The organism is Cryobacterium cryoconiti, from assembly GCF_004403065.1.
Taxonomy (GTDB): Bacteria; Actinomycetota; Actinomycetes; order Actinomycetales; family Microbacteriaceae; genus Cryobacterium; species Cryobacterium cryoconiti.
On sequence record NZ_SOHA01000005.1, the window covers coordinates 178,683 to 202,632 of the forward strand.

Consider the following 23,950-nt stretch of genomic DNA (forward strand, 5'->3'; position numbering starts at 1 on the left):
AACAGGAGGAATGAGATGCCGCTTTCGGAACAAGAGCAGCGACTCCTCGAAGAGATGGAGCGCGGTCTCTATCACAACGACGCAGACTTCGTGGCGAACGTCGGAGGGACCTCCCTGCGACCCAACTACCGTTCGATTTCTCTCGGGGTTCTGGCCGCGGTAGCGGGTATCGGCGCACTCATCGCCGGCGTGGCCATTCAGCAGCTGTGGCTGGGAGTTCTGGGCTTCATCATCATGTTCGCCGGCGTGCTGATCGCGACCACTCCGAGCAAGAACGCCAAGCGGATGTCCGCAGCCCCCCGCGCGCGGCCCACTCAGCAGCGCTCCCCGGACCGTGGCTTCATGGATCGCATGAACGAACGCTGGGATCGTCGCCAGGACGGCCAGCAGTAAACCTCCACTTCGCACCACCTCGCTCCACCCGTCACTGACTGTAGGGCCGATCATCCGATCGGCCCTTTTTTTGTGCCCAAAAACGACGCGGATCAACCTCAAGTCACGAATTTCCCTCCACTTATGCTTCCCAGTGTTTATAAGGCGTTCAAGAGAATGTTTCTCGAGTTTTCTCGCTATTTCCTGACTGAGTGGATCAAAGTGGAGTAAAGTGGAGCACAATCTGGACCTTGGCCGGAAGAGAGGGGGGATAGATGTTTTTCGGCACCTATGCTCCCAAGCTCGACGAAAAAGGGCGCGTCATCCTTCCCGCGAAGTTCCGCGATGAGCTGTCTCCGGGAATCGTCATGACCCGCGGCCAGGAGAACTGCCTGTACGTGTTCACGACTCAGGAGTTCGAGGCGTACTACACGCAGTTCTCACGGGCACCGCTCACGGACCAGGGTGCGCGCTCCTTCAACCGGCTGATCTTCTCCGGTGCGAGCGCCGAGATGCCGGACAAGCAGAACCGGGTGACCATTCCGGCGAACCTGCGCAGCTACGCCGGGCTCGACCGGGACCTGACCGTCATCGGTGTGGGCACCCGGGTCGAGATCTGGGACACCACCGCGTGGGAAACCTACCTTGCCGGGCAGGAAGACTCATTCGCCAACATCGCCGAGGAGGTGATTCCGGGACTCATGTAGCTCCTGACGCCTGACTCCCAGCCGTTCCGCCTGACACACTTCCCCGGTGCCAGAGACGAATGGATGGGGATCAGGAATCAGGAACCACCCGGGACTATGGACATCAACGACATCCACACCCCAGTACTGCTGGACCGCTGCGTCGAGCTGCTCGCTCCGGCGCTGGAACGACCGGGCGCTGTTCTCGTCGACGCCACGCTCGGAATGGCCGGCCACGCCGAAGCGTTCCTGCAGCGATTCCCCGAGTTGGTCCTGGTCGGACTCGACCGGGACCTCGACGCTCTCGCGATCGCCGAGGAACGGCTGAAACCGTTTCGCGACCGGGTTCACCTGGTGCACACCGTGTACGACGGCATCCAGGACGCTCTGGACGGCCTCGGCATCCCCGAGGTGGCCGGCGTGCTGTTCGACCTCGGCGTCTCGTCGCTGCAACTCGACCGGGTCGAGCGTGGATTCTCCTACTCCAAGGACGCACCGCTGGACATGCGCATGGACAACACCAGCGATCTGACGGCCGAGCGCATCCTTGCCACCTACAGTGAGCAGGAACTGCGACGGATCTTCCACGAGTACGGCGAGGAGAAGCTGGCGGCACGCTACGCCAAGGCCATCGTCGAGGCGCGGGAGACCACCCCGTTCGTGCGGTCGGCCCAGCTCGTCGCCGTGATCACCGCCGTGACGCCGGTCGTCGTGCAGCGCGCCGGGCACCCGGCGAAGCGGGTCTTCCAGGCCCTGCGCATCGAGGTCAACCAGGAACTCGCCGTTCTGGAACGGGCCATCCCGGCCGCGCTCGAGTCGGTCGCCGTCGGCGGACGCATCGTCGTGATGGCCTACCAGTCCCTCGAGGACCGGATCGTCAAGAAGACCCTGGCGAAGGCATCCGGCTCCACCGCCCCCGCCGGCCTACCGATCGAACTCCCCGAACACAAACCGCTGTTCAAACTTCTGATCCGGGGTGCCGAACTGGCCTCGGACGAGGAAAAAGCACTCAACCCGCGCGCAACGCCGGTTCGTCTTCGCGCCGCCGAAAGACTCAGGAGAGCCTCATGAGCGACAACCTCGCCCGCGTCCTACGACCCACCTGGGAGAACATCCCGGGCCCAGCCGCGGCGGAGCCGACTCGTCACATCGAGATCGTGTCCCCGCGCAGTCAGCAGAAGGCGCGTCCGAAGATCGTCTACGCGCTCTCGGCCGTCACGGGCGTGGCTGTCATCGTCATCGCTCAGCTGCTGCTCAGCGTGGGGATCTCCCAGTCCGCGTACGAGGTGTCGCGGCTGCAGGCCAGCCAGGTCGAACTCGGTCGAACGGCCGAAAGCGTGACCGAAGACCTCGTCCGGGTGTCCTCGCCGCAGAGCCTGGCTGCCAACGCTGAAGCGCTCGGCATGGTCACCAACTCGAACCCGCTCTTCCTGCGACTTTCGGACGGCGCCGTGCGCGGCGCCCCGGCCTCGGCCATCGGAAGCCAGGCCGGCACGGCGAGCCTGGTGCCGAATGCGCTGCTCGCCGGCGTACCGTTGATCACAGAACTGCCGCAGAACACCGGCCAGGGCGCCAGCCTCGGCGGGTCGGCCTCCAGCCAGGCGGCGGAACCGGTCGCCGCGGCATCCGTGCCCACTGTCGTGCCCGAAGCTGTGCCCGACGCTCTGCCGACACCCACGACCCGCTAGCCGGTTCGTTCCCCGGGTGGCGTCCACCACCCGATTCGTCCCGTCACGTCCGTTCCCAGAACGTTCCACACCCGCGGCCCAGGCCGCAGTCAGGATTCGCAGGTGACGAGCAGCAGCCGGCCCCCCAGCACCCGGTCGAGCCGGCGCCGAAGTGCAGCGACGATGGTCATGCTGCTTCTTTTCGTGACAGTGTTCGTGGTTCGGCTCGTCGACATCCAGGTGGTGCGTGCCGAAACCCTCAGTGCCGATTCGCTCGGCAATCGCTCGGTCGAGCAGCCCGTCTACGGTTCCCGCGGTGACATCGTCGACTCCAACGGGGTCGTCCTGGCCGGCACGGTGATGCGCTACAACATCACCCTGTCACCGCGGAACGCCAAGGAATTCGAACGCACCACCGACACCGGCGACGTGACCGTGACGCTTGCCCAGGCGGTCGCGGAGGTGGCTGCCCTGACCGGGCAGACCGGCGATGAGATCCTCACGATCATCTCCGACGCCCTCGCCGCCGACAAGGACTCCGACTACGCGGTCGTCGTGCGGGCCGTGGACGTGTCGGTGTTCCGTGCCATCGACGCGCTCGACATTCCGTGGATGTACGCCGAGAAGAACCCCAGCCGGGTCTACCCCGACGGCGCCGTGGCCGGCAACCTGGTCGGCTTCGTCTCGTCCGGGGGAGAGGCGCAGGCCGGAATCGAGCTCGGCCAGGACTCCTGCCTGGCGAGCACCAACGGCACGGAGACCTACGAGAAGGGTGCGGACGGCGTGCGCCTGCCGCAGAGCACCGTCACCACCAAGACGGCCAAGGACGGTGGTGACGTCGTCACGACCATCGACTCCGACCTGAACTGGTTCGTGCAGCAGGCGCTGGCCAAGCAGGCGATCGCGACGGGCGCCGCCTGGGGAAACGTGGTGGTGCAGGAGGTCAAGACCGGCAAGCTCGTCGCCGTCGCCGACTACCCCTCGGTCGACCCCAACAACGTCAACGGGACCGCCAACCCCGATGACCGCGGGTCCCGGGCGTTCACGGCCTCCTTCGAGCCCGGTTCGACGTTCAAGGCGCTCACCACGGCATCCGTTCTCGACGCGGGCGCGGCCACCCCGCTCAGCCGTGTCGTTGCGCCGTACCGGTACCTGCCGCCCAACGGCGCCAACGTGAACGACAGCTCCGGCCACGCCGACCTGAACCTCACCCTCACAGGTGTGATGATCGAATCGTCGAACACGGGCATGTCCAAGTTCGGCGAGTTGATCAGCGACCAGCAGCGCTACGACTACATGACCAAGTTCGGTGTGGGGTCGACCACGGAATCCGGGTTCCTCGCCGAGGACTCCGGCATCCTGCATCCCTATGAGGACTGGGACAACCAGACCAAGTACGCCACCATGTTCGGTCAGGGTCTGACAACCACGGCCATCCAGGTGTCGAGCATGTACCAGACCCTGGCCAACAACGGCGTCCGGATGCCCGTGCAACTGATCGCCGGTTGCCGCCACGCCGACGGAACCATGACCGATGTCCCGGAAGCGGTCGGCACGCCGGTCGTCTCGGCCACCGCGGCCCGCGACACCGCCGACATCCTCGAGATGGTCTACCAGAAGGCGTGGCTGGCCAAGACGTGGGAGATTCCGGGCTACCGGGTCGCCGCGAAGACCGGAACGGCGCAGATGCCCGACGGTCAGGGCGGCTACACCAAGGGGTACCTGGTGTCGGTCTCCGGCTTCGCTCCCGCCGACGATCCGCAGTACGTCGTTTCGGTCAGCCTCGCCGATCCTGTTAAACTAAATTCTTCCGCCGCATCTGCTCCGATCTTCCAGGAGGTCATGAGTCAGGTGCTGAAGAAGTACCGGGCAGTTCCTTCGGGCGCCACCGCGCCTGCGCTCCCCGGTACCTGGTAAGAAAGCGAGCCCCGTGACCGAAGTGGCACCCTCGGCTCTCCGTCCTCAGCATCCGGTCCCCAGATCGTTGTCGGGACTGGTCGATGAATTCGAACTGTATGTGCACGGCGACGTTGATGGCCTCGAGGTCACCGGCGTGAGCCTGAGCTCCCGAACCGTTCAACCCGGAGACCTGTATGTCGGCGTTCCCGGACGGGCCAGCCATGGCGCGTCCTACGCCGCCGGCGCCCGTGAATCAGGCGCCGTCGCGATCCTGACCGACGAGGCTGGCGCGATCCTGGCGGCCGAGTCCGGCCTGCCGATCCTGGTGACCCCGGACGCCCGCGCCGCTCTCGGAGCCGTCGCCGCGTGGATCTACCGCACCGACGCGAACCCGGCCACGCTGTTCGGCGTCACCGGCACCAACGGCAAGACCAGCGTGGTCTACCTGCTCTTCGCCCTGCTGAATCAGCTCGGCGTCGTGTCCGGTCTCACCTCCACGGCCGAGCGCCGCATCGGCGACCTCGCCGTGGTGAGCTCCCTGACGACCCCGGAGGCGACCGAACTGCACGCCCTGCTCGCCCGCATGCGGGAAGCCAAGGTTCGCGCCGTCGCCATCGAGGTCTCGGCCCAGGCGCTGAGTCGCCACCGCGTGGACGGCCTCGTCTTCGACGTCTCCGGGTTCACGAACCTCAGCCACGACCACCTCGACGACTACGCGAGCCTGGACGAGTACTTCCAGGCCAAACTCGAGCTCTTCCAGCCCGACCGGTCCAAGCGCGGCGTCATCACGGTCGATTCCCACTGGGGCCGTCGGATCGTCGACGAGTGCCGCATCCCGGTGACCACGCTGAGCAGCGATCCGGCGACCCCAGCCGATTGGCACATGTCCATCGTCTCCGAGAGCGCCCTGTACACCGAGTTCCTGCTCGAGGGACCGGAGGGCCGCCGGCTGCAGACCCGGGTGCCCCTGGTGGGCTGGTTCATGGCCGCCAACGCGGCCCTCGCCATCCTGCTGCTGGTCGAGTCCGGTTACGACCTCGAGGCGATCGCCCATTGCCTCGACCGCGACGGCGGCATCGACGTGTACATCCCCGGCCGCGCCGAGCGCATCTCCGGGGACACCGGGCCGCTGGTCTACATCGACTACGGGCACAGCCCGGACGCGTTCCTGAACACCCTCGCCGCCATTCGCAAGTTCACCCCCGGCCGCCTGATCATGGTCTTCGGCGCCGACGGCGACCGCGACACGACCAAACGGGCCGACATGGGCGCCATCGCGGCCCGCGGAGCGGATGTCGTCGTCGTCACCGACTTCCACCCCCGGTTCGAAGACCCCGCGGCCATCCGTGCGACCCTGCTGGCCGCGGCCAGGGAGGCCGTTCCCGATGGTGAGTTCCACGAGGTGCCGGACCCCCGGACGGCGTTCCGAACGGCGCTCTCCCTAGCGAAAGAAGGCGACGCGATCTTGTACGCGGGACCAGGCCATGAAAATTATCACGAGGTTGCCGGCGTGAAGATTCCCTATTCCGCCCGGGACGATTCCCGTCAGGCGCTGCGAGACGCGGGGTGGCTGTAGATGATCACTCTCACCCTCGAACAGATCGCCCTTGCCGTCAACGGCACCCTGCACCTGCAGGGCAGCGACCTCACGGCTGACTCGGTCACCGACGGCATGGTGCACACCGACTCGCGTGACACGGTGCCCGGCTCGATCTTCGTCGCCAAGCCCGGCGAGGTGACCGACGGTCACCTCTTCGCCCCGGCCGCCGTCGACCGCGGCGCCACCCTGCTGATCGTCGAACGCCACCTCGACCTCCCCGTGGCCCAGATCGTGGTGCCGGATGCCGTCACCGCCCTCGGCGACCTGGCCACTTTCGTCGTGGCCCGCGTCCGCGCGGCCGGCAACCTCAAGATCGTCGCCGTCACCGGGTCCAACGGCAAGACCACCACAAAGAACCTGATCCGGGCGGTGCTCGAACGGGTGGGACCCACCGTCGCCGCGCGCGCATCCTTCAACAACGAGGTCGGCGCACCGCTGACCATGCTCGAACTGACCCAGGACACCCGGTTCCTGGTGGCCGAGATGGGTGCCAGCGGCAGGGGCGAGATCGCCCGGCTGATCCGCATGGCGCGGCCCGACGTGGGCATCGTGCTGAAGGTCGGGCTCGCTCACGCCGGCGAGTTCGGCGGCATCGAGGCCACAGTTCTGGCGAAGACCGAGATGGTCACCGACCTGCTCGAGACGGATGTCGCCATCCTGAACACCGACGACCCGCGCGTCGCCGGTATGGCCGCCCACACCGCGGCCCGGATCGTCTGGTTCGGCCAATACGGCGATGAGGGTGTGCGCGCCACCGAGGTGCACGCCTCGGCGCGGGGCACCACGTTCACCCTGCAGCTGGCCTCGGGGGAGAAGCGTCCGGTTGCGTTCCGTGTGCTCGGCGAGCACCACGTGATGAACGCCCTGGCCGCCGCCGCCGCGGCCGAGGTGCTCGGCGTCGGAATCGACGACATCGTCTCGGCCCTCGAATCCGTGCAGACCGCCGAACGCTGGCGGATGCAGGTGCTGGGCGGTCGTGACGGGGTGACGGTGATCAACGACGCCTATAACGCCAGCCCCGACTCTATGACGGCGGCGTTGAAGACCCTCGCCCAGATCAACATCCCCGGCCGGCGCACGATCGCCGTGCTCGGCGAGATGAGCGAACTGGGTGAACTGGCCGGTGAAGAGCACGACCGCGTCGGGCTGCTCGCCGTACGCCTGAACATCTCCCAGCTCATCGTGGTCGGGCGGGCGGCGCGGCGCATGCACATCAGCACGATCAACGAGGGGTCCTGGGACGGAGAATCGGCATTCGTCGAATCTGCGGACGAGGCCTTCGAATTGCTGCGTGACACCGTGCAACCGGGAGACACTGTACTAGTGAAATCATCGAATTCCGCGGGCCTGCGCTTCCTGGGCGACCGTCTGGGAGAGTGGTTCTCGTGAGAGCGCTTCTGATGGCGGGTGCCTTCTCCCTCGTCTTCACCCTGACCCTGACGCCGCTGTTCATCCGGCTGTTCCACAAGTTGGGCTGGGGACAGTTCATCCGCGACGACGGCCCGCAGAGCCACCACGCCAAGCGCGGAACCGCCACCATGGGTGGCATCATCATCATCGTCGGAACCGTGGTCAGCTACTTCTCGGCCATGTGGATCACCGGGACGCACATTCCGATCTCGCCCCTGCTGGTGCTGTTCATGATGGTCGGCCTCGGCCTGGTCGGCTTCGTCGACGACTTCCTGAAGACCCGCAACCAGCGCAGCCTCGGTCTCGGCGGCTGGGCGAAGGTCACCGGCCAGGTCATCGTCGCTGGCTCCTTCGCCCTGCTCTCGATCCAGTTCCCGAACGTCAACGGCGTCACTCCTGCGTCGACGCAGATCTCCTTCCTGCGTGACCTGCCGCTGGACTTCATGAAGCTCGGCACGATCGTCGGCATCTCGCTCTTCGTGCTCTGGATCTGTCTGATCGTGACCGCCACCTCCAATGGCGTCAACGTCACCGACGGGCTCGACGGGCTCGCCACCGGGTCGTCCATCCTCTCGATCGGCGCGTTCATCGTGATCGGCTTCTGGCAGTCCAACCAGGCCCGCTACGGCGGAGCCGACGTGGCGGACCTCTACCGGTCCTACGACGTGCGGGACCCGCTCGACCTCGCCATCGTCTCCGCCGCCATCGTCGGAGGCCTGATCGGCTTCCTGTGGTGGAACACCTCCCCGGCGAAGATCTTCCTCGGCGATACCGGGTCGCTGGCCATCGGCGGAGCCCTCGCCGCGCTGGCCATTCTCAGCCGCACCGAACTGCTGCTGGTGCTGATCGGTGGCCTGTTCGTGATCGAGGCCGGGTCCGTCATCGTGCAGCGCGCCTACTTCAAGGTGACCCGCGGCAAGCGCATCTTCCTGATGAGCCCGATCCACCACCATTTCGAACTCAAGGGCTGGGCCGAGGTCACCGTGGTGGTGCGCTTCTGGATCATCGGCGGTCTGCTGGTGGCCGCCGGCGTCGGCACCTTCTACCTGGAATGGCTGACGAGCCAGTGACCGACGGTCACTCCGTGCGCCTGGACTCTCTGACCAGCTGGCACGCCGACTGGTCCGGCCTGCGGGTGGCCGTTCTCGGCCTGGGCGTGACCGGCTTCGCGGCAGCCGACACCCTCGCCGAACTGGGCGCAGACGTGCTCGTCGTGGCCGGCAACGCCCCCGCGGATACCATCCGTCTGCTCGACGTGATCGGGGCCGGACTGGTGCAGGACGCCGCGGGCGTCGTCCCGGACGAACTGATCCGTCACCGCCCCGAACTGGTCATCGCGTCGCCCGGCTACCACCCCGACCACGCCCTCCTCGTCTGGGCCGCGGAGACCGGCATACCGGTCTGGGGCGATATCGAGCTGGCCTGGCGGCTGCGCGACAAGGTCGGCCCGGCCGCCGAGTGGATCCTGGTGACGGGAACCAACGGTAAGACCACGACCGTGCAGCTCACCGCCACCATGATCGCCGCCGCCGGCCTGCGTGTCGCGCCGTGCGGCAACATCGGTGTGCCCGTTCTCGACGCCGTCCGCGATCCGCAGGGTTGGGATGTGCTGGTGGTCGAGCTCTCCAGCTATCAACTGCACCACCTGCCCCGCACCGGACCGGGCTCCCTCACGCCGTTTTCCAGCGTGTGCCTCAACATCGCCGACGACCACCTTGACTGGCACGGCTCAGCCGAGGCCTATCGTGACGCGAAGGCCACCGTTTACGCCAACACGAGGGTGGCCTGCGTCTACAACAAGGCGGACGCCGTGACCATGCGGATGGTCGAGGACGCCGACGTGGCGGAGGGTGCCCGGGCGATCGGTTTCGGGCTCGGCGTGCCGGGTCCCAGCGACTTCGGCCTGGTCGAGGACATTCTCTGCGACCGTGCCTTCCACGAGGACCGGTTCGAGACCGCGGTCGAGATCACGACCGTGCCCGAGCTGCGCGCCCGCGGGCTCAGCGCCCCGCACCTGCTGGCGGACATCCTGGCGGCCAGCGCCCTGGCCCGGTCGTTCGGCGTCTCCCCGGCCGTGATCCACGATGCGTTGGATTCCTTCCGTCTCGACGCGCATCGGATCGAGGTCGTGGCGGAGTCGGCCGGCATCCGCTGGATCGACGACTCGAAGGCCACGAACCCGCATGCGGCGGATGCCTCGCTCACCGCCTTCGATTCCGTCGTCTGGCTGGTCGGCGGCCTGCTGAAGGGCGTTGACGTCGACGACCTGGTGGCCCGGCATGTCGGTCACCTGCGCGGGGCCGTCATCATCGGCCGGGACCGCTCGGTGCTGCGGGACGCATTCCGGCGACACGCGCCCGAACTGACCGTGTTCGAGATCGAGTCCGACGACACTGGACAGGTGATGCCGGGGGCCGTGCGTCGTGCGGCCGGCCTGGCCGAAACCGGTGACGTGGTGCTGCTCGCCCCGGCTGCGGCATCCATGGACCAGTTTCGAGACTATGCAGAGCGGGGCCGGCTGTTCGCCGACGCCGTGCACGAACACCTGGGAGGTGAGGCGGATGAAGACTCCGCCCAGGCCCCCGGCGCCTAGGCAGGTCGCGCCGAAGCCTGTCGCGCCGAAACCGGTTGCGCCCCACACGACTGGGCCGCGTTCGGTCGATTCCGTGGCAGACCCGTCCGCGGAAGCGGGCGCGGGCGCCGGCTCCGCGACCCGCATCCACTTCGGGCGCGTGTTCAAGGTCGAATCCACGAGCTACTTCCTGCTGCTGGGCACAACACTGTTCCTCGTCGTCTTCGGCCTGATCATGGTGCTGTCCTCGTCGTCCGTCGATTCCTACCTGGAGAACACGGGATTCTTCGGCACGGTGCTGCGGCAGGGTGGATTCGCCCTGATCGGCGTTCCCCTGATGCTGATGATCAGCCACCTGCCGCTGAAGTTCTGGCAGCGCGTGGCCTGGCCGATGCTCATCGTCGCCTGCCTGATGCAGGCCCTGGTGGTCTTCACGCCGCTGGGGTACGAGGTGGCCGGCAACACCAACTGGCTGTCGATCGCGGGAGTCCAGTTCCAGCCGTCCGAAGCGATCAAGCTGGCCCTCGTCGTCTGGCTGGGCGTGATCCTCTCGCAGAAGCAGAACAAGCTCGACGACTGGCGACACGTGTACATTCCGGTCTTCGGCGTCGGCGGCGGCGCGGTGATGCTCGTCCTCATCGGCGGGGACCTCGGAACGGTCATGATCATGGCCGGAATCCTCTTCGGTGCTTTGTTCTTCGCCGGGGTGCGCCTGCGCATGCTGGCTGTTCCCCTCGCCGTGGGAGCGGTGCTCGCGCTGCTCATGGCGGTGACCAGCTCGAACCGGATGACGCGCATCCTGAGCTTCATGGGCGCCGGGTGCGACGAACTCGACGGTCCCATCTCGGCGGCGTGCTGGCAACCGCTGCACGGCACCTGGGCACTCGCCAGCGGCGGTGTCTTCGGGGTGGGGCTCGGCAATTCCAAGGCGAAGTGGTCCTGGCTGCCCGCCGCCGACAACGACTACATCTTCGCGATCATCGGCGAGGAACTCGGACTGATCGGCGCCATCGTCGTTCTGTTCATGTTCATCCTCCTGGCCGTCGCCTTCCTGCGCATCATGCGCACGAGCACCAGCATGCAGGCCCGCGTCTCGACGGCCGCCGTCCTGGTCTGGCTGATCGGCCAGGCTTTCGTCAACATCGGCGTTGTCCTGGGGGTGTTCCCGGTCCTGGGCGTCCCGCTCCCGCTGGTCTCCGCCGGAGGAACCGCCCTGCTCACCACGCTCGGCGCGATCGGGATCGTCTTGTCGTTCACCCGGGGCGACCGACCGACCACCGCGCGCCGTACCGCACCATCTGGAGACGACGAATGACCACCTATCTGCTCGCCGGCGGCGGCACCGCCGGCCACGTGAACCCGCTCCTGGCGGTCGCCGACACCATTATGAGCCGGCAACCGGATGCCACGGTGATCGTTCTCGGCACCCACGAAGGCCTCGAGGCGCGGCTGGTTCCGGCCCGCGGCTACGAACTCGTCTTCACGCCGCGATTGCCGTTCCCACGCCGGCCGAACCGTCAGGCGCTGACCTTCGTGCCCCGCCTCAACCGGGCCGTCGGTGATCTGGTCACCCTCATCCGCAACCGGAACGTGGACGTCGTCGTCGGCTTCGGCGGCTACGTGTCGACACCGGCCTACCTGGCGGCTCGGCGTGCCGGTGTGCCGATCGTGATCCACGAGGCCAACGCCCGGGCAGGTCTGGCGAACCGGCTGGGTGCCTGGCTCACCGGACACGTCGGCGTGGCCTTCCCCGGCACCCGGATCCGCCACCCCCACGTGGTGGGCATGCCGCTCCGCCCCGAGATTGCGGGGTTGGACCGGGCGCAGGCCCGTCCGGAAGCCCTGGCCTTCTTCGGCCTCGACGCCGACCGGCCCACCCTGCTGGTCACCGGCGGCTCGCTCGGTGCGCGCCGATTGAACAACACCATCGTCGGGTCGGCCACGCACCTGATCGACGCCGGCTGGCAGGTGCTGCACATCACGGGAGACCGGTCGGAGGTGCAGGACCCTGCCCTTGCCGACTACCGCGTGGTCTCCTACTGTGACCGGATGGACCTGGCGTTGGCGGTCGCCGACTTCGCGGTGTCGCGAGCCGGGGCCGGCACGGTCTGCGAACTGAGCGCTCTCGGCATCCCGGCCGTATACGTGCCGTATCCCGTGGGCAACGGCGAGCAGCGCTTCAACGCAGCGGACGTCGTCGGCACCGGGGGAGGGATCCTCGTCGACGACGCGGACTTCCTGCCTGCCTGGGTTCAGGCCGAGCTCATCCCGGTGCTCACCGACCGGGATCGCGTGCGCCGGATGGGCGTCGCCGCTGCATCCGCCGGCGGTCTGGACGGCTCGGCCAGGATGGCCGACTTCATCGCTGCGGCTCTACCGCAGCGCCAGCGGCTAACGTAGGAGCGCACTCGCGTGCGCACACCAGCATTTGTCTCCAACTGAGAAGAGCCAGCAACCGTGATCAAGCCCGACCTGAACCTCACCATTCCCCGTGACCTCGGCACGGTGCACTTCGTGGGCATCGGCGGTTCGGGGATGAGCGGGATCGCACGGCTCTTCCTCGCCGCCGGTCACACCGTGACCGGGTCGGATGTGCGCGAATCCGACAATGTGCTGGCCCTGCGGGAACTGGGCGCACACATTGCCATCGGCCACGCCGCCGAGAATGTCGGCACCGCCGACAGCCTGGTCGTCACGGGGGCACTCTGGCAGGACAATCCGGAATACGTCCTTGCGAACGAACGCGGGCTTCCTGTACTGCACCGATCCCAGGCCCTGGCCTGGCTGATCGAGAAGCACCGACTCGTCGCTGTCGCCGGCGCCCACGGCAAGACCACCTCGACCGGCATGATCGTGACGGGCCTGCTCGGTCTGGGCACGCACCCCAGCTTCGTCAACGGCGGCGTGATCGAGTCCCTCGGCGTGTCCGCGGCCGCCGGCACCGACGATCTCTTCGTGGTGGAAGCCGACGAATCCGATGGCTCGTTCCTGCTCTACAACACGGCTGTCGCCCTGGTCACGAACGTCGACCCCGACCACCTGGACCACTACGGATCGCTCGAGGCGTTCGAGGCCGCATTCGTCGAGTTCGCCCAGAAGTCCACCGAATTCGTGGTGATCTCCTCCGACGACGCCGGGGCGGTCAGCGTCACGAAGAAGCTCACCGCCAAACGGGTCATCACCTTCGGCGAGGATGCCGCGGCGGACGTGCGCGTGCACTCGGTCGTCACCGACGGACCCGTTCGCTTCGGCGTGGCCTGGGCCGGCCACGACTATTTCGCCACCCTTCGCATCCCGGGCCGCCACAACGCCGTGAACGCCGCCGGCGCCTTCGCCGTGCTGGTGGGACTCGGATTCGACCCGGAGGCGTCACTGGCCGCCATCTCGGAGTTCGGCGGCACGGAGCGCCGGTTCGAGCTGCACGGCACCGTCGGCGGGGTGAGCGTCTACGACGACTACGCCCACCACCCGACCGAGGTGGCCGCGGCGCTGACCGCCGCCCGCACCGTGGTCGGCACCGGCCGGATCATCGCCGTGCACCAGCCGCACCTCTACAGCCGCACGCGCCTGTTCGCCCAGGAGTTCGCCCAGACACTCGAGACCACGGCGGACCAGACCATCGTCCTCGGCGTCTACGGCGCCCGGGAAGACCCGGAACCCGGCGTGACCGGCGCCCTGGTCTCCGAGAAATTCACGGACGCCTCCAAGGTCGTCTACGTGCCGGACTGGAAGGAAGCCGCCGACTACGTGGCGCAGATCGCCCGCGACGGCGATTTCGTCATCACCCTCGGCTGCGGTGACGTATACCGGATCGTGCCCCAGCTCCTCGCCTCGCTCACCCAGGCGCGCGGATGACCCGCAGCCGCGCATGAAGCGGCCCCAGGGCTACGACGCTCAGTCGCGGGGTCCGGCCCAGCCGACCCCCGCGGGGACGTCTGATCCCCAGACGGGCGCGGCCAAGACGGGCGCGGCCAAGCCGGCCGCGGCCAAGCCGGCCGTACCGAGAATCGGAGCCGCCAAGACGCGCGCCGCGAAACCCGGTGCCGCGAAACCCGGTACCGCGAAGCCCGGTGGCGCGAAATCGGTCGACCAGACGACCACTGAGCCGATCACTCTTCCGGCACACCCTGGATCCGTCGCACCCGTATCGCCGTTACGAGCGCCGTCCACGACGCTGCCGCCCGAGCCGCTTCCGGCGCCGCTGACCCCGGCCGGGGCGAGGCGCAAGCTTCGGGCGGCGCGCCGTGCTCGCAAGCTCTACGAGCGTGAGGAAGTGCGGCGCTTCACCTGGCGGTCCCGCCGCCGTCGCAACGTCTGGTTGGGCTCCCTGGGCATCGTGGCCGCCCTGGTCGCCTTCGTGCTGCTCGGAACGTTCTCGCCTCTGATGGCTCTGCGCACCATCGAGGTAGTCGGAGCGAATCGGGTGCCGGCAGAGCAGATTCAGTCTGCCCTCGACGGCCAGCTCGGCACCCCGCTCCCGCTCGTCGACTTCGCCGAGGTGAAGCAGGAACTGTCCGCCTTCACACTGATCCAGAGCTATGTCACCGAGAGCCGCCCGCCGAACACCCTCGTCGTGCGCATCGTCGAGCGCGAACCCATCGGCGCCCTCGTGACCGCCTCCGGTTTCGACCTTGTCGACGCTGCCGGGGTGGTCATCCAGAGCAGTGCGGAACGCCCCGCCGGGTACGCGACCATCGATGCGCGGGCCGGGGTGGGCAGCGCCGGCTTCCGGGCGGCGACCGCCGTGATCGCCGCCCTGCCGGCGGACATCCGTTCGTCGCTGGACACGGTCACCGCCGCCACGAAAGACGACGTGACTCTGACCCTGGCGGGTGGGGCGCGCGTCGTCTGGGGGAGTGCCGAGCGGAGCGACTTCAAGGCCGTCGTGCTCGCTGCCCTGATCGTCACCAATCCGGTCGGCAGCGTGGGCGAGTACGACGTGTCGTCACCGGACAGTGCCGTTCTTCGCTGAGAACTTGGCGGATCTTCGCGACACGCGGGCGCGCCTCCCCAAGCCTGATCGGCTGGCGCATAACTTTCTAAACAGGAATTGCATACTCAGCATAACTTTAAACTTCGAGTAGAGGTTTAGGGTTCCACCGGAGGCCGGACGTGTCAACAACAAATCAGAACTACCTCGCAGTCATCAAGGTTGTTGGAATCGGTGGCGGCGGTGTCAACGCCGTCAACCGCATGATCGAGCTCGGCCTCCGCGGCGTCGAGTTCATCGCCATCAACACGGATGCCCAGGCGCTCCTGATGAGCGACGCGGACGTCAAACTCGACGTGGGCCGCGACCTCACCCGCGGCCTCGGCGCCGGCGCCGACCCTGAGGTCGGCCGCCGTGCCGCCGAGGATCACGCCGAGGAAATCGAAGAGGCCCTGGCCGGCGCGGACATGGTCTTCGTCACGGCCGGCGAGGGTGGTGGAACGGGCACCGGCGGTGCGCCGGTCGTCGCCCGCATTGCCAAGTCGATCGGCGCACTCACCATCGGTGTCGTCACCAAGCCGTTCGGCTTCGAGGGCAAGCGCCGCCAGGCGCAGGCCGAAGCCGGCGTCGCCTCGCTCAAGAACGAGGTCGACACCCTCATCGTCGTGCCGAACGACCGGCTGCTGGAGATCAGCGACCGCGGAATTAGCATGCTCGAGGCCTTCGCCACCGCCGACCAGGTGCTGCTCGCCGGTGTGCAGGGCATCACGGACCTGATCACCACCCCGGGCCTGATCAACCTCGACTTCGCTGACGTCAAGTCCGTCATGCAGGGGGCAGGTTCGGCGCTCATGGGCATCGGTTCCTCCCGCGGCGCCGACCGGGCCATCAAGGCGGCCGAGCTGGCGGTGGCCTCGCCGCTGCTCGAGGCGTCCATCGACGGCGCCCACGGAGTGCTGCTCTCGATTCAGGGTGGCTCCAACCTCGGCATCTTCGAGATCAATGACGCCGCGCGCCTGGTGCAGGAAGCCGTGCACCCCGAAGCGAACATCATCTTCGGTGCCGTCATCGACGACACCCTGGGCGACGAGGTGCGGGTCACCGTCATCGCCGCCGGATTCGACGGTGGTGAGCCCGGCGCGAAGGCCGTCGAGGTTCGTCGTGCCGACCTGGTTGCCGCCGGCGTTGCTGCGGGCGCAGGCGCAACGGGCGCTGCGGCGACCGGTGCTGTCGAAGCGGCTCCGTACACGGATGCCTCCGCGTCGTCGGTCTGGTCCGGCGTCGAGCCCGGTGCGGCCGTCGCCGACCCGGCCTTCGAAGAAGACCCGGACGACCTGGACATCCCGGACTTCCTGAAGTAAGCGCTGCACCACGATGAGTGATAGCGTCCTGCCCGACGCCCAGCCTGCCGGTGGCGGACTCCCGGAGCGACTGAGCACGGTTCGTTCCGGGATCGCTGCCGCGGCTGCGGCGGCCGGGCGGGACGTATCCGAGCTCACCATGATCGTGGTGACCAAGTTCCAGCCGGTCTCCCTGATCGAGGAGCTCGCAGCCCTCGGCGTGCGGGACTTCGGCGAGAGCCGGCACCAGGAGGCGCAGGGGAAAGCCCAGAGCCTGGCCGGGCTCGACCTGACCTGGCATTTCGTGGGCCAGGTGCAGGGCAAGAAGGCCCGGCAGGTGCGGGCCTACTCCGACGTCATCCATTCCGTCGATCGCGTCTCGCTCGTCGATGCGCTCGCCTCGGAGGACTCCGGCATCGACTGCTTCGTGCAGGTCAACCTGACGGAGGACCCGGCCCGGGGCGGCGTGGTCCCCGCAGAGCTGGATGCGCTGGTCGAGCGGGTGCTCGGCACGAGCGGGCTGCGTCTGCTCGGGCTGATGGCTGTCGCTCCGATGGGCATCCCGCCGCGTCGCGCCTTCGCCCAGGTCAGAGAACTGGGCGAGCGCACGCGGCGTCTGGCGCCTGGCGCCACGTCCCTGTCCATGGGCATGTCGCAGGACTACGCGGAGGCGATCGCCGAGGGAGCGACACACCTTCGAATTGGCACAGCAATCACCGGGAATCGCCCGGTATCCGGTTAATCTGAATAAGTAGAATCACCAACACGGAGGTCGAGATGTCCAACCCGCTCAAGAAAACCATGGTTTACCTGGGTCTGGCAGACGAGGAACTCGAGTACGAGGCGCCTGCTGCTGCGCCTGCGTCGACGGGCCCCCACTCGACGGTGTCCAACGCTGCGGCGTCCAAACCGGCCGCTCCCCACTCCGCTGCGACCCCGTCGCACACTTCGTCTTCGCACTCCAACGGCGCATCCGCTTCGACCGGTCGCGCCCCGGTGACACCGCTGCGCAAGACCTCCGCTCCCAAGAATGTGGCTGCCTCAGACATGAATGAAATCCTCACCGTCCACCCGCGCCAGTACAAAGACGCCCAGGTGATCGCAGAATCCTTCCGTGACGGGATCCCGGTCATCATCAACCTGTCCCAGATGAGCGACGCCGACGCGCGACGCCTGATCGACTTCGCCAGCGGCCTGTCGCAGGGTCTGTACGGCAAGATCGAGCGCGTCACGGCCAAGGTGTTCCTGCTCTCCCCGTCGCACGTTGTCGTGTCCGGCGACAACGCCGCGGAGGACTCCGACGCCGAGGCGTCCTTCTTCGCACAGTCGTAGCCCCCACCGTGTTCCTCGTGAACGTGATCGGAACGATCGCCTACTACGCGCTCCTGCTCTACTTCTTCGTGATGTGGGGGAGGTTCATCATCGACCTCGTGCGCAGCGTCAACCGGTCCTGGCGGCCGCAGGGCTTCCTGCTGGTCCTGATCGAGCTGGCCTACTCGCTGACCGATCCGCCCATCAAGTTCTTCCGTCGGCTGTTGCCGCCGTTGCGTGTGGGGCCGATCGCCTTCGACTTCGGCTGGAGCATCACCATGCTCTGTGTCATCGTCGCGATGTCGATCACCGGGTTCATGCGCCTGTAGATACCGTTCGTCCCGGGCTTGGCATGTATTCTGGTCCGACGGCGTGCTGGGCTGACGCGGTTCGACTCGTCGTCGGACCTTGATAGCGTTGGTTGAACGCAAACAAATGTTCGCAATCTAAGTTTTAAGGGTGGAAAGCCATGGCGCTAACTCCGGAAGATGTAGTCAACAAGCGGTTCCAGTCGACTAAGTTTCGCGAAGGATACGATCAGGACGAGGTCGATGACTTCCTCGACGAGGTCGTCGTTGAACTTCGGCGACTGACTGCGGAGAACGAAGAGCTCAAGGCTCGCGTTTCCTCCGGTGGCGGCGCAGCTGAGCCTGTTCTCGAGTCCGCACCGGTCCCTGAGGCCGTCGTGGAGCCCGTTGCGGCTCCCGTCGTCGTTGCCGCACCCGTGGCCGCTCCGGTCGTCGCCGAGCCGATCGACGAGACCGCCGGCACGACGAACCTTCTCCAGCTGGCGCGCCGCCTGCACGAGGAGCACGTCAAGGAGGGTGCCGAGAAGCGCGATGCACTCATCGCCGAAGGCCACGCCACCGCAGCCCGTCTCGTGGCCGAGGCCGAAGCCAAGCAGCGCGCCCAGCTCACCGTTCTCGACCAGGAGCGTTCCGTTCTCGAGACCAAGATCGATGACCTGCGCACCTTCGAGCGTGAGTACCGCCAGAAGCTGAAGAGCTACATCGAGACCCAGCTGCACGACCTCGACGCCACGTCGCCGGTCGAGGCGAGCAACGCCTCGAAGCCGAGCTACCAGAGCTTTGGCGCCTAGGGTTCCAACGAAGAAGCGCCACGGTGCGTTGATCCTCCTGGCCGTGGTGGCCATGGGGATCTACGCTCTGGATCAGATCAGCAAGTACCTCGTCGTCAGCACGCTGACCGAGGGTGACATCGTCCGGGTTCTGGGAGACGTGCTGTACATGCACTTCGTCCGGAACCCGGGCGCCGCCTTTTCCATGGCTTCCGGCATGACCTGGATCTTCTCCATCATCGCCGTCGCGGTGGTGGGACTCCTCGTCTGGTTCGCCGGGCGCATCCGTTCGCTGACCTGGGCTGTGGTCTTCGGGCTGCTGCTCGGTGGGGTTCTGGGAAATCTGACCGACCGGCTGCTGCGGGAGCCGTCCTTCGGTCTCGGGCATGTCATCGACTTCATCTCCACGCCCTGGCTGATCCCCGCCATCTACAATGTCGCCGATATGGCGATCGTGTCGAGCATGATCATCTTCATGTACCTGACCATTCGCGGGATCGGTCTCGACGGGCGCCGCGCCGACGCGTCGGACTCGTCCGAGGCCACCCCCACCCAGATAGCACCCTGATTCTCCCCATGGAAACACGCTCTCTTCCTCTCCCGGACGGCCTCGCCGGAGTTCGCGTCGACGCCGGAATCGCCAAGCTCCTCGGCTTCTCGCGCAGTTTCGCCGCTGATGTCTGCGAGGCCGGCGGGGTCACCCTCAACGGTGTCGTGGTCGGCAAATCCGACCGGCTGCACGGGGGAGCCTGGCTGGAAGTGTCCTGGCAGCCCCGGGAAGCCCTGGCGATCGTACCTATCGCGGTCCCGGACCTCACGATCGTGCACGACGACGAGAGCATCGTGGTCATCAACAAGCCGTCCGGGGTCGCGGCCCACCCGAGCGTGGGCTGGACCGGTCCCACCGTGGTGGGTGCGCTGTCCGCCGCCGGCTACCGCATCGCGACCTCCGGGGCGAGCGAGCGGGCCGGGGTCGTGCACCGCCTCGACGCCGGTACCAGCGGCCTGATGGTCGTCGCCAAGTCGGAGACCGCGTACACGGCGCTCAAGCGTGCTTTCCACGACCGCGAGGTCGAGAAGATCTATCATTCCGTCGTCCAGGGGCACCCCGATCCGAGCACGGGAACCATCGACGCCCCGATCGGCCGCCACCCACGGTCGGATTGGAAGTTCGCGGTCATCGCGGGCGGCAAGGATTCCGTCACCCACTACGAGACGCTCGAAGCATTCCCGTCAGCGTCGCTGCTGGAGGTACACCTGGAGACAGGACGCACCCATCAGATCCGGGTGCACATGGCCGCCCAGCGGCATCCGTGCGTCGGCGACGCCATGTACGGCGCCGATCCCTCCATCACGGCGCGTCTCGGCCTGACGCGGCAGTGGCTGCACGCCAAGCAACTGGCCTTCCACCACCCGGACACCCGGGAGTGGGTCACCTTCACCACCGACTACCCGACCGACCTCGCGCACGCCCTCGACGTGCTGCGCGACGCCTGACCCGTAGCGACCAATTCCAACACCACGGAGCCGTTTTGTCCTCTCAGAATAAGTCGGGCGGATCGAAGGATTCCTTCGTGCACCTGCATGTGCACAGCGAGTACTCGATGCTCGACGGCGCGGCGCGGGTCAAGCCGCTCATCAACGCGGCCATCGAGCAGGGGATGCCCGCGGTCGCCATCACCGACCACGGCAACATGTTCGGTGCGTTCGATTTCTGGCGCACCGCCACCGAGGCCGGCATCAAGCCGATCATCGGCACGGAGGCGTACATCACCCCCGGAACCAACCGGCGGGACAAGACCCGGGTGCGGTGGGGCACCAGCGGCCAGAACCGCGACGACGTCGGTGGCGCCGGTTCCTACACGCATATGACGCTGTTGTCCGAGACCACGGCCGGCATGCACAACCTGTTCCGCCTGTCGTCGAAAGCCAGCCTGGAGGGATACTACTTCAAGCCCCGGATGGACCGGGAACTGCTCTCTGAGTTCTCCGGGGGACTGATCGGCACGACCGGGTGCGTGGGTGGCGAGGTGCAGACCCGACTACGCCTCGGCCAGTACGACGAGGCGAAGAAGGCCGCTGGGGAGCTGCAGGACATCTTCGGCAAGGAGAGCTTCTTCTGCGAGATCATGGATCACGGCATCGACATCGAGCGCCGCACCATGACCGACCTGCTCAAACTCGCCGGTGAACTGAAGATGCCGCTCGTGGCCAGCAACGACCTGCATTACACCCACGCACATGATGCGACGGCTCATGCGGCCCTGCTCTGCGTGCAGTCGGCCTCGACACTCGACGATCCCAACCGCTTCAAGTTCGACTCCAACGAGTTCTACCTGAAGACCGCCGCGCAGATGCGGCACCTGTTCCGGGACCACCCGGAAGCCTGCGACAACACCCTGCTGATCGCTGAGCGGTGCCAGGTGGAGTTCAACACCAAGGCCAACTACATGCCCCGGTTCCCCTGCCCCGAGGGGGAGAACGAGGAGAGCTGGTTCGTCAAGGAGAACGAGATCGGGCTGGCCAAGCGCTACCCGAACGGCATCCCGGACGAGGTGCGGAAGCGCGCCGACTACGAGATCGGCATCATCATCCAGATGGGGTTCCCGGGCTACTTCCTCGTCGTGGCCGACTTCATCATGTGGGCCAGGCAGCAGGGCATCCGGGTGGGTCCCGGGCGTGGTTCGGGCGCCGGCTCGATGGTGGCCTACGCCATGGGAATCACCGACCTCGACCCTCTCGTGCACGGACTGATCTTCGAGCGGTTCCTCAACCCCGACCGCGTCTCCATGCCCGACTTCGACGTGGACTTCGACGAGCGCCGCCGCGGCGAGGTCATCCACTACGTGACCGACAAGTACGGCGAGGAGCGCGTCGCGCAGATCGTCACTTACGGCACGATCAAGGCCAAGCAGGCACTGAAGGACGCCTCCCGCGTGCTCGGCTTCCCCTTCGGCATGGGCGACAAGCTGACCAAGGCCATGCCGCCGGCAATCATGGGCAAGGACGTGCCGCTGACCGGCATGTTCGACAAGGACCACGCGCGCTACCGTGAGGCCGCTGACTTCCGCGCCGTGATCGAGTCCGACCCGGAGGCCCGCACCGTCTTCGACACCGCCCTCGGCCTGGAGAACCTCAAGCGCCAGTGGGGCGTGCACGCGGCGGGCGTGATCATGAGCTCCGACCCTTTGATCGACATCATCCCGATCATGAAGCGCGAAGCTGACGGCCAGGTCGTCACGCAGTTCGACTACCCGGCGTCGGAGGCCCTCGGCCTGATCAAAATGGACTTCCTGGGGCTGCGCAACCTCACCATCATCGATGACACGCTCGACAACATCGCGGTGAACCGCGGGCACCGCCCCGTGCTCGAAGAGCTCGGCCTCGAAGACCCGGCCGCCTATGAACTGCTCGCCCGCGGTGACACTCTCGGAGTGTTCCAGCTCGACGGCGGTCCCATGCGATCGCTGCTGCGGCTGATGAAGCCTGACAACTTCGAGGACATCTCGGCCGTTATCGCGCTGTACCGGCCCGGCCCCATGGGCGCCAACTCCCACACCAACTACGCGCTGCGCAAGACCGGGCAGCAGGAGATCATCCCGATCCACCCGGAACTCGAGGAGGCGCTGAAAGACGTCATCGGCACCACCTACGGCCTGATCGTGTACCAGGAGCAGGTCATGTCGATCGCGCAGAAGCTGGCCGGGTTCTCCCTCGGCCAGGCCGACCTGCTACGCCGGGCAATGGGCAAGAAGAAGAAGTCGGAGCTGGACAAGCAGTTCGAGGGCTTCTCCGGCGGGATGGTCGCCAACGGGTACTCCATGGAGGCCGTGAAGACCGTCTGGGACATCCTGCTGCCGTTCTCCGACTACGCCTTCAACAAGGCCCACTCGGCCGCCTACGGGGTGCTCTCCTACTGGACGGCCTACCTCAAGGCGAAATACCCGGCCGAGTACATGGCCGCGCTTCTCACCAGCGTCGGCGACTCCCGCGACAAGCTGGCGCTGTACCTGAACGAGTGCCGACGGATGGGCATTCAGGTGCTGCCGCCCGACGTGAACGAATCGATCGGGTACTTCGCCGCCGTGGGCACGGACATCCGGTTCGGGCTCGGCGCGGTGCGTAACGTGGGCTTCAACGTGGTCGACGCGATCCGCGCCGCCCGCACCGAGAAGGGCGCGTTCGAGTCATTCCACGACTTCCTGCGCAAGGTGCCGATTCCGGTGGCCAACAAGCGCACGGTCGAGTCCCTGATCAAGGCCGGCGCCTTCGACTCGCTCGGATCGACCCGCCGGGCCATGTTCGAGATCCACGAGGGCGCGGTGGAATCCGCGGTCAAGATCAAGCGCGACGAACAGCACGGCATGGTCGGTTTCGACTTCGACAGCCTGTTCGACGACCCGCAGGAGACCGAGCAGGTCCCTGACCGACCCGAGTGGAGCAAAAAGGAAAAGCTCGCACTCGAGCGCGACATGCTCGGCCTGTACGTGTCCGACCATCCGCTGGCCGGGCTGGAAATCCCGCTGGCCAAGCACGCCAGCACGACCATCGTGGACCTGGTGGGGTCGGAGCAGACCCAGGATGCCGACACGGTCACCATCGCCGGGCTGATCACGAGCGTGCAGCACCGGATCGCGAAGAAGTCGGGCAACCAGTACGGCATCATCCAGGTCGAGGACTTCGGCGGCGAAATCGCCGTCATGTTCATGGGCAAGGCGTACCAGGAGTTCTCGCCCGACCTGATCAGCGACTCGGTCGTGGTCGTGCGGGGCCGGGTGAGCCTGCGCGATGACGGCATGAACCTGCACGCGTACAGCATCTTCGCACCAGATCTGGGCCAGGCCGCCGATACGGGAACGCTGACCATTACCCTGGCCGAGTCGCGGGCGACGACCGACACCGTGACGGCGTTGGGCGAGGTCATCACGCGCCATATCGGAGAGTCGGAGGTGCGACTCAAGCTGGTGAAGGGCACTGTGGCGCGGGTCTTCGAACTGCCCCACCAGGTGAAGGTCAGCGCCGATCTGTTCGGGGAGCTCAAGAGCCTGCTCGGGCCGAACTGCCTGACCTAGACCAGTGATCGTC

At 66.9% G+C, this 23,950-nt stretch carries 21 protein-coding genes; all 21 read left to right on the forward strand.

Annotated features, from left to right (window positions below; genetic code table 11):
- Positions 1-15: 15 nt before the first annotated feature.
- The 21 genes from E3T49_RS02205 (at position 16) to dnaE (ending at position 23,937) form a co-directional block, all read left to right on the forward strand.
- Positions 16-393 carry a DUF3040 domain-containing protein gene (locus E3T49_RS02205; protein WP_134423063.1) on the forward strand — a complete coding sequence of 126 codons (378 nt, stop codon included), beginning with the start codon at positions 16-18 and terminating at the stop codon, positions 391-393.
- Positions 394-647: 254 nt separating this feature from the next.
- Positions 648-1,079: a division/cell wall cluster transcriptional repressor MraZ gene (gene mraZ, locus E3T49_RS02210; protein WP_134423065.1), complete on the forward strand. Its 432-nt coding sequence runs from the start codon at positions 648-650 to the stop codon at positions 1,077-1,079.
- A gap of 96 nt (positions 1,080-1,175) precedes the next feature.
- Complete coding sequence (gene rsmH, locus E3T49_RS02215; RefSeq protein ID WP_134423067.1) at positions 1,176-2,129, forward strand: 16S rRNA (cytosine(1402)-N(4))-methyltransferase RsmH; 954 nt, start codon at positions 1,176-1,178, stop codon at positions 2,127-2,129.
- Entirely contained in the window at positions 2,126-2,746 is a 621-nt protein-coding gene (ftsL, locus tag E3T49_RS02220) for a cell division protein FtsL (protein WP_134423069.1), read from the forward strand. Before rsmH ends, ftsL begins: the two co-directional genes overlap by 4 nt.
- Positions 2,747-2,914: 168 nt before the next feature.
- Entirely contained in the window at positions 2,915-4,642 is a 1,728-nt protein-coding gene (locus tag E3T49_RS02225) for a peptidoglycan D,D-transpeptidase FtsI family protein (protein WP_241972593.1), read from the forward strand.
- Between the two features lie 13 nt (positions 4,643-4,655).
- Positions 4,656-6,200, forward strand: coding sequence for a Mur ligase family protein (locus E3T49_RS02230; protein ID WP_134423071.1), 1,545 nt, complete (start codon positions 4,656-4,658; stop codon positions 6,198-6,200).
- Positions 6,201-7,613 carry a UDP-N-acetylmuramoyl-tripeptide--D-alanyl-D-alanine ligase gene (locus E3T49_RS02235; protein ID WP_134423073.1) on the forward strand — a complete coding sequence of 471 codons (1,413 nt, stop codon included), beginning with the start codon at positions 6,201-6,203 and terminating at the stop codon, positions 7,611-7,613.
- Positions 7,610-8,704 (forward strand): phospho-N-acetylmuramoyl-pentapeptide-transferase, encoded by a 1,095-nt coding sequence (gene mraY / locus E3T49_RS02240; RefSeq protein WP_134423075.1) that lies wholly within the window; start codon positions 7,610-7,612, stop codon positions 8,702-8,704. Before E3T49_RS02235 ends, mraY begins: the two co-directional genes overlap by 4 nt.
- A complete protein-coding gene (murD, locus tag E3T49_RS02245) occupies positions 8,686-10,227 on the forward strand; it encodes a UDP-N-acetylmuramoyl-L-alanine--D-glutamate ligase (RefSeq protein WP_134423077.1) in 1,542 nt (513 codons plus the stop codon). Before mraY ends, murD begins: the two co-directional genes overlap by 19 nt.
- Positions 10,228-10,300: 73 nt before the next feature.
- Positions 10,301-11,521, forward strand: coding sequence for a putative lipid II flippase FtsW (gene ftsW, locus E3T49_RS02250; protein WP_241972594.1), 1,221 nt, complete (start codon positions 10,301-10,303; stop codon positions 11,519-11,521).
- Entirely contained in the window at positions 11,518-12,606 is a 1,089-nt protein-coding gene (locus E3T49_RS02255) for a UDP-N-acetylglucosamine--N-acetylmuramyl-(pentapeptide) pyrophosphoryl-undecaprenol N-acetylglucosamine transferase (RefSeq protein ID WP_134423081.1), read from the forward strand. Before ftsW ends, E3T49_RS02255 begins: the two co-directional genes overlap by 4 nt.
- A gap of 57 nt (positions 12,607-12,663) precedes the next feature.
- Positions 12,664-14,061 (forward strand): UDP-N-acetylmuramate--L-alanine ligase, encoded by a 1,398-nt coding sequence (murC, locus tag E3T49_RS02260; RefSeq protein WP_134423083.1) that lies wholly within the window; start codon positions 12,664-12,666, stop codon positions 14,059-14,061.
- 13 nt (positions 14,062-14,074) lie between these two features.
- Positions 14,075-15,178, forward strand: coding sequence for a cell division protein FtsQ/DivIB (locus E3T49_RS16705; RefSeq protein WP_166785445.1), 1,104 nt, complete (start codon positions 14,075-14,077; stop codon positions 15,176-15,178).
- Between the two features lie 140 nt (positions 15,179-15,318).
- A complete protein-coding gene (gene ftsZ, locus E3T49_RS02270) occupies positions 15,319-16,497 on the forward strand; it encodes a cell division protein FtsZ (protein ID WP_134423085.1) in 1,179 nt (392 codons plus the stop codon).
- A 13-nt stretch (positions 16,498-16,510) separates the two neighbouring features.
- On the forward strand, positions 16,511-17,218 hold the full coding sequence (locus tag E3T49_RS02275; protein ID WP_134423087.1) for a YggS family pyridoxal phosphate-dependent enzyme: 708 nt from the start codon (positions 16,511-16,513) through the stop codon (positions 17,216-17,218).
- 35 nt (positions 17,219-17,253) lie between these two features.
- Entirely contained in the window at positions 17,254-17,808 is a 555-nt protein-coding gene (locus E3T49_RS02280) for a cell division protein SepF (protein ID WP_134423089.1), read from the forward strand.
- A gap of 8 nt (positions 17,809-17,816) precedes the next feature.
- On the forward strand, positions 17,817-18,116 hold the full coding sequence (locus tag E3T49_RS02285) for a YggT family protein (RefSeq protein WP_134423091.1): 300 nt from the start codon (positions 17,817-17,819) through the stop codon (positions 18,114-18,116).
- 140 nt (positions 18,117-18,256) lie between these two features.
- Positions 18,257-18,886, forward strand: coding sequence for a DivIVA domain-containing protein (locus tag E3T49_RS02290; RefSeq protein ID WP_134423093.1), 630 nt, complete (start codon positions 18,257-18,259; stop codon positions 18,884-18,886).
- 28 nt (positions 18,887-18,914) lie between these two features.
- Positions 18,915-19,433: a signal peptidase II gene (gene lspA / locus E3T49_RS02295; RefSeq protein WP_134423095.1), complete on the forward strand. Its 519-nt coding sequence runs from the start codon at positions 18,915-18,917 to the stop codon at positions 19,431-19,433.
- A gap of 8 nt (positions 19,434-19,441) precedes the next feature.
- A complete protein-coding gene (locus tag E3T49_RS02300) occupies positions 19,442-20,362 on the forward strand; it encodes an RluA family pseudouridine synthase (RefSeq protein ID WP_134423097.1) in 921 nt (306 codons plus the stop codon).
- Positions 20,363-20,469: 107 nt separating this feature from the next.
- Complete coding sequence (dnaE, locus tag E3T49_RS02305; RefSeq protein ID WP_134423663.1) at positions 20,470-23,937, forward strand: DNA polymerase III subunit alpha; 3,468 nt, start codon at positions 20,470-20,472, stop codon at positions 23,935-23,937.
- The last annotated feature ends 13 nt before the right edge of the window (positions 23,938-23,950 follow it).

Coding starts and splice junctions, on each gene's coding strand:
- E3T49_RS02205 (WP_134423063.1), top strand. CDS start 16: ATGCCGCTTTCGGAACAAGAGCAGCGACTCCTCGAAGAGATGGAGCGC.
- mraZ (WP_134423065.1), top strand. CDS start 648: ATGTTTTTCGGCACCTATGCTCCCAAGCTCGACGAAAAAGGGCGCGTC.
- rsmH (WP_134423067.1), top strand. CDS start 1,176: ATGGACATCAACGACATCCACACCCCAGTACTGCTGGACCGCTGCGTC.
- ftsL (WP_134423069.1), top strand. CDS start 2,126: ATGAGCGACAACCTCGCCCGCGTCCTACGACCCACCTGGGAGAACATC.
- E3T49_RS02225 (WP_241972593.1), top strand. CDS start 2,915: ATGCTGCTTCTTTTCGTGACAGTGTTCGTGGTTCGGCTCGTCGACATC.
- E3T49_RS02235 (WP_134423073.1), top strand. CDS start 6,201: ATGATCACTCTCACCCTCGAACAGATCGCCCTTGCCGTCAACGGCACC.
- murD (WP_134423077.1), top strand. CDS start 8,686: ATGGCTGACGAGCCAGTGACCGACGGTCACTCCGTGCGCCTGGACTCT.
- E3T49_RS02255 (WP_134423081.1), top strand. CDS start 11,518: ATGACCACCTATCTGCTCGCCGGCGGCGGCACCGCCGGCCACGTGAAC.
- E3T49_RS16705 (WP_166785445.1), top strand. CDS start 14,075: ATGAAGCGGCCCCAGGGCTACGACGCTCAGTCGCGGGGTCCGGCCCAG.
- E3T49_RS02275 (WP_134423087.1), top strand. CDS start 16,511: ATGAGTGATAGCGTCCTGCCCGACGCCCAGCCTGCCGGTGGCGGACTC.
- E3T49_RS02280 (WP_134423089.1), top strand. CDS start 17,254: ATGTCCAACCCGCTCAAGAAAACCATGGTTTACCTGGGTCTGGCAGAC.
- E3T49_RS02290 (WP_134423093.1), top strand. CDS start 18,257: ATGGCGCTAACTCCGGAAGATGTAGTCAACAAGCGGTTCCAGTCGACT.
- E3T49_RS02300 (WP_134423097.1), top strand. CDS start 19,442: ATGGAAACACGCTCTCTTCCTCTCCCGGACGGCCTCGCCGGAGTTCGC.
- dnaE (WP_134423663.1), top strand. CDS start 20,470: ATGCTCGACGGCGCGGCGCGGGTCAAGCCGCTCATCAACGCGGCCATC.